This is a genomic window from Sphingobium sp. B2, assembly GCF_007693735.1.
GTDB classification, from domain to species: domain Bacteria; phylum Pseudomonadota; class Alphaproteobacteria; order Sphingomonadales; family Sphingomonadaceae; genus Sphingobium; species Sphingobium xenophagum.
Genome location: NZ_VDBZ01000016.1, coordinates 1 through 6,300, shown reverse-complemented (window position 1 = coordinate 6,300; position 6,300 = coordinate 1). Strand labels below are relative to the sequence as shown.

Genomic DNA, 6,300 nt, shown 5'->3' with positions numbered 1-6,300 from the left:
GCCGGCCTCGGACAGTCCTCCGCAAGCCATGCCTTCGCTGGCTGATCGCACACGCCAAGTCACGAAAGGCCCTCGCTCTTCGCGGAGCGGGGGCTTTTCGCAATTTCCCCGGCCGTGCGGCCGCAGAGGAGAGGGGGCTTGGGCTGGTTGCTCACCGAATTGGAGAAGGCCATGTCCGACATCATCGATCTGGGCGGCGCGCCAGCGAACGAGGATTGCGCCCAGCTCGGGCACACATCCGACTTCGAGCGATTGAACCGCCTTGAGGTCGCCACCTACCGCGCGGCAATCATCGCCCGTTTCGGTCCGCCGCCTGACGGCTGCGCGCTGCTCACATTGACCAACCGGCACGATTTCGGCGTCTATTACACGCTCGGTCTCAAGGTCGATGCAAGCGCCACGCGGCGCGATTCCACCGTCGCCACCTATGCGGAGACCGTCGAGAACGGCCTTGGCAGCTGGATCGAGGCCGGCTTCGCCGCGCCGGTCTGCTATGAGGACGGGGAGGCCCCCAAGGTCGAGCGAAGCTCGATCGACGACATCGTCATGGGGGCGCTCCTCGCCACGCGGCCCGGCCCCGACGGACACTTCCCGGTCGCCGACTTCGCGATACTCCACCGCAATCTGGCTGCAGGCTATCCCCGCAGCGCCGAGGCCGCACAGCGCCTCCCCGAGGAGATTTGACCATGACCGCGACAGATCAATCTGCCGATGCCGCCATCACCGATCCGATCGAGGCCGAGTTGCAGGCGGCCCTGTCCGCCGTGCGGACAGTCGAGGCGCGCTGCAAGGATGCCTTCCTCCCGCATCTGCTCGATCATGGCATTGTCCGTGTCGAAATCCACTACGATGGCGGCGGCGACCAAGGCAGCGTCGGTGATGTCAATGCCTACACGCTGGAAGGCGAGATCGCGCTGCCGCGCATCCTCTGCGATCACCATAGCCTCGCCTATAGCGGCGAAGTGTCGACCCGCACGATCGACCTCGAGGATGCTCTGAGCGCCTTCGTCGACAACGCCATCTGCGCGCGGCACGCCGGCTGGGAGGACGGGGAGGGCGCTTATGGCACCATCGCCATAGACGTCGCCAGCGGCGCGGTGACCCTCACGCACAACAGCCGGTTCATCGACTATGACACGACCGAGGCGGAGCTATAGGCGATGTCGCACTGCTATTATCACGCGCTCAGCTCCGTGAAGCGCTGGGGCGGCGAGGCCGAGGACTATCTGCCCCTCCACCAATGGTTCGACGAGTCGAAGAAGATCGTCGCGGACCCCCGCCACCGTTCCTTGCGCCACCATGCAGAGGGCATATTCATGCTCGAGACGGTCTTCGGCGTGACGATCCGAAACGCTGATGGACGGGATATCCCGGTGCGGTTGATCGGGGAACAGCACGTCCAAGAGGATCTTGGCCGTATTCCCTCCTTCGCTGACTGGGCGCGGCTCATCCAGCCGATGCCGTGGATTCTTCGGGGCAACCCGGCCGGGTCACCGGGATTGGATCCAGATGTTGAAAACATGTGCCGGGTTGCTCCAGCGACGCAATTGTAGTAACATGGCTACATGCCCAAGTGCGAGGCTCTTATGAACATGACAACCATTTCAAGTCGTGACTTCAACCAAGGTGCGAGCCGGGCAAAGAAAGCTGCCCGCAAGGGCCCTGTCTATATCACCGAACGGGGCAGGCCCACCCATGTGCTCATGACGATCGAGGATTATCATCGACGGCAGGGCAAGAAGCCCCGCAGCTTGCTCGCGACCTTGGCGCAAGCCGGCGACGATGCTGACTTTGACTTCGAACCCAGCAAGCTGGATCATATCGTCCGACCGGCGGATCTGGATTGATGTTTCTCCTAGATACGAACGTCATCTCCGCGCTTCGCAGACCTGAACGGCTGCCTCCCGAGGTGACATCCTGGGCGGACGAAGCCGATGTCGACCAGTGCTACATTTCGGTCATATCGGTCCTCGAAATTGAACTAGGCATTTTAGCCAAGGAGCGCGTCGATGCTTCTACCGGCCGCATTTTGCGGACATGGTTTCAAACCGACGTGCTGGCGGCGTTCGATGATCGCATCATCCCGATCGACACCGAAGTCGCGATGCGGTGCGCCGCATTGCATGTGCCGGATCCCCAACCGGAGCGGGATGGTCTGATCGCCGCGACGGCGGTTGTGCATTCGATGACGCTTGTTACCCGCAACGTTGCGGATTTCGAGCGCACGCCGGCCAACCTCCTAAATCCCTGGCATTGAACTGGCGCTGAGCCGAAGTTGATTTGAGGTGACAGACCATGAAGTCTCGGCACAAAGATCCGAAAGCAGGCGACACATCCAGGCGGGAAGTGCTGCGCCTCCCCGACTTCAATGCAGATGATCGCAAAAATGTTGCAGCTGCTCGTCCTCCGGTAGCAGCGGACGCTTTCAATGAAGAAACGCGGCCGGCGTGACCGCGGCACCCTTCGGCAAGGCCGCTGCGGGAAAAGCTCTCGATCGCCTGATCGATCTTGCCCGGTCCGACACGGGCCAGGCGCGCCGCGCCGCCAACTTCCTGCTCGCCTGGTGGAATGGCGAGGATTGCGGTCATTTTCCCATCGCCGATCTCTTCGGTGTCGATGCGACGATCGCGACCCATATCACGACCATCATTGGATTTCTTGGCCAGCATGAAGGTGCGATCTACCCCGATGCCTTCGGTCGCAAGGCCGAGATGATCGAACTGGTCGGGCGCTGGCGCGACTTCGCCGACGAGGATGGCTGAGCGCTCGCATCGGGACGCTATCGGCGCTATTGTCGAGTCCCATGGCCGAGCTTGATCCCCACACGCTGCGCGTCGCCGCTTCGCTCGTTCGCTCGCGGATCGAGACCATAAAGCTCGACGGGCGCATGGACGGGCTCCAGCGGTTGGGTGCGCACCGTACGCTCACCCAGCTCGCGGTGGATCTCGAAGTGTCGGCCGACCATGTCGGGCCTCCCCGCCGGCGCAAGCGTACGAGCTGAACGCGCCAACCCGGCGGTGACGCCGGCCGGGCCTTCCGACCATCGCTGACCGAGGCCGAGAAGCTTCTCCGCACGTCTTCTGCCGTCCGCGCTCCGCGCACGGGGAGGGAAGGGGGGAAGAGGATGGCGGCCGGGCCTGTCTCCGAGGCCGGGGACCGGCCTTGCGCCGCACGCCCTTCCTGAGGAGCCATTATGGCCAACCATTTTACCAAGGCGAGCTTCACCTTCGCTGTCACCGATGCCGAGGCCGAAATCTTCCGGCATGTCGGCGAGGCTGCCGAGATCGTTGGCGATTCCCGCCTCGCACCCGATCAGCGCGCTGCAGCCTATGCCGACCTTGGCGCGGGCTTCGCCGCCTGTTTTCCCCCGATCGACTCCGATCCCTTCGGCGGCTTCCTCGCGATCTTGAGCGATCCCGATTATCCACGGCTCGGCTTCTCCGTCCAGGTCGATCCGTCGGATGGGACAGGGCGGTGCAAGGTCTGGCTCCATGGCGATCAGTTCGACGTAGAAACCGCCGCGCAACTGATCCAGAAGGTCGCGAAATCCGCGCTGCCGGCCGGCTTCGAATATTGCCTCGATTGCGACCGCCTGCGCCCTGGCGAATTCGGCGGCGGCTATGTCGTGATCCGCGAGGATCGCTTCGAATTCGCCTCATCGGCCCAGCTCCTCGAGCGGGCGCTTTCGCGCGAGCACCGTGAAGGCGCCGACGGCTACGTCCTCACCACGCGAGATGCTGAAGAGGGTCTGCTGTTCTGGAACAATGACACGGGCTTTGGCGAGCTAAGCACCGCAACCGTGTTCTCCGAAGCCGAGGCCGGCCGTTTCGACGTTCCCATCGCCCATGATCAGCCGGAATGGCTGGCCATGCCGGCGCCGATCTCCTGAAGGAGCCCGCCCATGCGCTTCATCATCGCTCTCTACGAGATCGACCGCGCCTATGGTGGGCCTGAAGAAGGTGCCTGGTGGTACGATACCGGCGAACTGGCTCGATTGCTGGCGCTCGCGCCCACCGAGACCCGCGCCGTCCAGCTTGCCGATCGCGCCAATCGCCTGCTCGAGCGGTTACAGCGCCACCGCCGCCGCGTCGATTCCGTCCTCTACGACGGTGGGCGCTATGCCGCCATCGTCTTCGAATGGACGGCGCCGCCGGCATTTCCCGAAGTCCGGCCGCAATACGCCTGACCACGCACGCGCAGGCAACCGGTCCGCGCCTGCTCCCTCCTGACCCCCCAGACCGACCATCCCAAGGAGGATTCTCCATGTCGACCTATCATGTCGCCTTCACGGCGCGTGTCCCTCACTGGATTCTCGAGCACGCCGAGGCCGGGAACACGGACCGTGCGCGCAGCTGGATCCTCTTGCAAGGCTGGTATGAGCGCCGCAGGCTCGAATGGAACGCCACGCTTACGGTGGAACCGGACAAGGCCCACTCCCCGATACGCCATGAGGTCATTCTCGATCTCGATTGTCCCGAAACCGACAGGCCCAGCGCCGCCTCGTTCGCGTTCACCGTCAAGGTAGGCGTTCGCCATGGCGAGGATCCGATCCACAAAGCGCGCCGCGTGCTCGATCTGTCCCGCCGCCGTGACTCGCTGTGCCGCAAGGCCGACCGCTGGGACGTTCTGGACCGCGGCTCGTTTCGCGCCGTGCGCGGCAGTTCGCTGATTGGACCGATGCCGCCGCAGTGGCCCATCGACCGGACGCTGACCGCCTTTTCGAGCCATCTGGGGAGCTATGGACAAGGCGGGGTCGGCCTCGCGGGCTGGCAATGCAACGGGGGATCATGGATGGTGCTGCCGCTGACCTACTCCGACGGATGGATCTGGCTCACGCGCGAGGAGATACGGCCAGCGCCGGACCATCGGTCACTTGCGATCGCTGTCGATCAGCGAATCCTCGGTGTGCATCCCGATCAGCTCGCGGACTTCCCGCCCTGGGAGCATCGCTATGCCGGTCAACATCAGATCCTCGACATGCCTGACTTCGGAGCCGAAAGGCCCACAATCCTGCGGTTCGACGCGAGCGAGACCGGCTTCATCCTCGAGGCCGCCAACGGTCCGACCCGCTGGCGCTTCGCCATGGGCGACGACCTACCGCGCCCTGTCTGGGGCGGTTCGCGGAAACCGCGGCTGCTGTGCGAGGGCGAATCCGTCGCCGAGGCCTTCTGCCTCGCCCATGATTGCTATCTTGAAGTCTGACCGGGGTCACGCACGTAGCACTCGCCCACGCGCTACCGCGATCGTTGCTGTGACCGCATGCCATCGGTCGCGGCCCGCTGACCTACCGCTTCCGACATGGAGGATCACATGATCGTAATTTCAGGCCTGCGATGGAAGGTCCTGGCAGCCAGCGCCCCAGCCTGCTGCGACCCGGCAGATGTATGCCGCGAGGCCGTCGAACACTGCAACGCCTTGAGGGTCGGCATCGACGTCAGCTTCCGCGACAACATCATCGAAGCCCGGCCCGGCAGCGATCCCGCGCAGCTCGCCGACATCTTCGAGCGCCGCGCGGCCGAGCTGGCCAAGCCGGTCGGCTCTCCCTCGTCCGACCACGTTCAGTCCCAAGGGGAACGACCATGACCACCATCGTCCTGAGCAACGGCCATTTGCGCACAGAGACCGCCGACGCGGCGATCGACGCGCTGATCGAGATCCTGCGCGATCATCCGCTCAACCGTCTGTTCGAAAAATATGGCGACTTTGTCGAACGCGACGCCCGCAATCTGCGCGGCGAATGGCTGGAAGGCGTCGAGAATGCCGTCAGCTTCTTCGGCAACTTCTTCGATCGCTCTCATATCTTCAGCATCGTCTCGAACGATCCGGATCATGTCGACCGGCTCTGCACGGCGATCGCGGCCAACAGGCAGCGCGCCGACTATCTGCGTCAGCCGCCGCCTTATGATTCCGACAAGCTGGTCATCGAGCGCAAGCGTTTCAGCGTCACCCAAGGCGAAGTGCTGCTGACCTATAACGGCCAGCGGATCGAGCAATATGGCGACACGATCCGGCTCAATGGTCGCGGCGACTATGACGGCCATGACGACCATTACTGGCACGGCATCGCAAAGCGCGACCTCGCCCGTCGCCATGTCGAGGCCTTCGACCGCAGCAGGACCGCGAGCGAGCGGCCTGCTTCCTTGTAGCTGTCATCGCCCAGCCAGTACCGGCGGCCCGGGGCGGCCTGACCGCTTTAAGGCGATCAGCGGCATCCCCTCACAGATCCATTTTCGCCCCGAGGCCGCGGAAGCGGGCCTCGGATGTGGCGCTTGCGCGCCTGCTCGGCCGAACGGCCGAGGA

Annotated in this window: 12 protein-coding genes; all 12 read left to right on the top strand. The window is 64.1% G+C overall.

The window, feature by feature from the left end; genetic code table 11:
• Window positions 1–171 precede the first annotated feature (171 nt).
• The 12 genes from FE851_RS25675 to FE851_RS25620 all read left to right on the top strand — a co-directional run bounded on the left by FE851_RS25675 (window position 172) and on the right by FE851_RS25620 (window position 6,146).
• Complete coding sequence (locus tag FE851_RS25675; RefSeq protein WP_026002487.1) at window positions 172–684, top strand: hypothetical protein; 513 nt, start codon at window positions 172–174, stop codon at window positions 682–684.
• 2 nt (window positions 685–686) lie between these two features.
• The gene (locus tag FE851_RS25670) at window positions 687–1,157 is read left to right on the top strand and encodes a DUF6878 family protein (protein WP_011950454.1); all 471 of its coding nucleotides are present in this window, start codon (window positions 687–689) and stop codon (window positions 1,155–1,157) included.
• A gap of 3 nt (window positions 1,158–1,160) precedes the next feature.
• Window positions 1,161–1,553 carry a DUF6915 family protein gene (locus tag FE851_RS25665; protein ID WP_017183642.1) on the top strand — a complete coding sequence of 131 codons (393 nt, stop codon included), beginning with the start codon at window positions 1,161–1,163 and terminating at the stop codon, window positions 1,551–1,553.
• Window positions 1,554–1,586: 33 nt separating this feature from the next.
• Complete coding sequence (locus FE851_RS25660; protein ID WP_017183643.1) at window positions 1,587–1,847, top strand: type II toxin-antitoxin system Phd/YefM family antitoxin; 261 nt, start codon at window positions 1,587–1,589, stop codon at window positions 1,845–1,847.
• Window positions 1,847–2,257: a type II toxin-antitoxin system VapC family toxin gene (locus FE851_RS25655; protein WP_011950451.1), complete on the top strand. Its 411-nt coding sequence runs from the start codon at window positions 1,847–1,849 to the stop codon at window positions 2,255–2,257. Before FE851_RS25660 ends, FE851_RS25655 begins: the two co-directional genes overlap by 1 nt.
• Window positions 2,258–2,447: 190 nt before the next feature.
• A complete protein-coding gene (locus tag FE851_RS25650; protein ID WP_011950450.1) occupies window positions 2,448–2,762 on the top strand; it encodes a hypothetical protein in 315 nt (104 codons plus the stop codon).
• 41 nt (window positions 2,763–2,803) lie between these two features.
• Complete coding sequence (locus FE851_RS25645) at window positions 2,804–3,001, top strand: hypothetical protein (protein WP_017183644.1); 198 nt, start codon at window positions 2,804–2,806, stop codon at window positions 2,999–3,001.
• A gap of 192 nt (window positions 3,002–3,193) precedes the next feature.
• Complete coding sequence (locus FE851_RS25640) at window positions 3,194–3,889, top strand: hypothetical protein (protein ID WP_011950449.1); 696 nt, start codon at window positions 3,194–3,196, stop codon at window positions 3,887–3,889.
• Window positions 3,890–3,901: 12 nt separating this feature from the next.
• A complete protein-coding gene (locus tag FE851_RS25635) occupies window positions 3,902–4,186 on the top strand; it encodes a hypothetical protein (RefSeq protein ID WP_011950448.1) in 285 nt (94 codons plus the stop codon).
• A 77-nt stretch (window positions 4,187–4,263) separates the two neighbouring features.
• A complete protein-coding gene (locus tag FE851_RS25630) occupies window positions 4,264–5,202 on the top strand; it encodes a hypothetical protein (RefSeq protein ID WP_011950447.1) in 939 nt (312 codons plus the stop codon).
• 108 nt (window positions 5,203–5,310) lie between these two features.
• A complete protein-coding gene (locus FE851_RS25625; RefSeq protein WP_011950446.1) occupies window positions 5,311–5,583 on the top strand; it encodes a hypothetical protein in 273 nt (90 codons plus the stop codon).
• A complete protein-coding gene (locus tag FE851_RS25620; RefSeq protein ID WP_011950445.1) occupies window positions 5,580–6,146 on the top strand; it encodes a hypothetical protein in 567 nt (188 codons plus the stop codon). Before FE851_RS25625 ends, FE851_RS25620 begins: the two co-directional genes overlap by 4 nt.
• Window positions 6,147–6,300 lie beyond the last annotated feature (154 nt).

Bases quoted from the DNA above. Each gene is read 5' to 3' on its own strand.
- FE851_RS25675 (WP_026002487.1), top strand. From the start codon at position 172: ATGTCCGACATCATCGATCTGGGCGGCGCGCCAGCGAACGAGGATTGC.
- FE851_RS25670 (WP_011950454.1), top strand. From the start codon at position 687: ATGACCGCGACAGATCAATCTGCCGATGCCGCCATCACCGATCCGATC.
- FE851_RS25665 (WP_017183642.1), top strand. From the start codon at position 1,161: ATGTCGCACTGCTATTATCACGCGCTCAGCTCCGTGAAGCGCTGGGGC.
- FE851_RS25660 (WP_017183643.1), top strand. From the start codon at position 1,587: ATGAACATGACAACCATTTCAAGTCGTGACTTCAACCAAGGTGCGAGC.
- FE851_RS25655 (WP_011950451.1), top strand. From the start codon at position 1,847: ATGTTTCTCCTAGATACGAACGTCATCTCCGCGCTTCGCAGACCTGAA.
- FE851_RS25645 (WP_017183644.1), top strand. From the start codon at position 2,804: ATGGCCGAGCTTGATCCCCACACGCTGCGCGTCGCCGCTTCGCTCGTT.
- FE851_RS25640 (WP_011950449.1), top strand. From the start codon at position 3,194: ATGGCCAACCATTTTACCAAGGCGAGCTTCACCTTCGCTGTCACCGAT.
- FE851_RS25635 (WP_011950448.1), top strand. From the start codon at position 3,902: ATGCGCTTCATCATCGCTCTCTACGAGATCGACCGCGCCTATGGTGGG.
- FE851_RS25630 (WP_011950447.1), top strand. From the start codon at position 4,264: ATGTCGACCTATCATGTCGCCTTCACGGCGCGTGTCCCTCACTGGATT.
- FE851_RS25625 (WP_011950446.1), top strand. From the start codon at position 5,311: ATGATCGTAATTTCAGGCCTGCGATGGAAGGTCCTGGCAGCCAGCGCC.
- FE851_RS25620 (WP_011950445.1), top strand. From the start codon at position 5,580: ATGACCACCATCGTCCTGAGCAACGGCCATTTGCGCACAGAGACCGCC.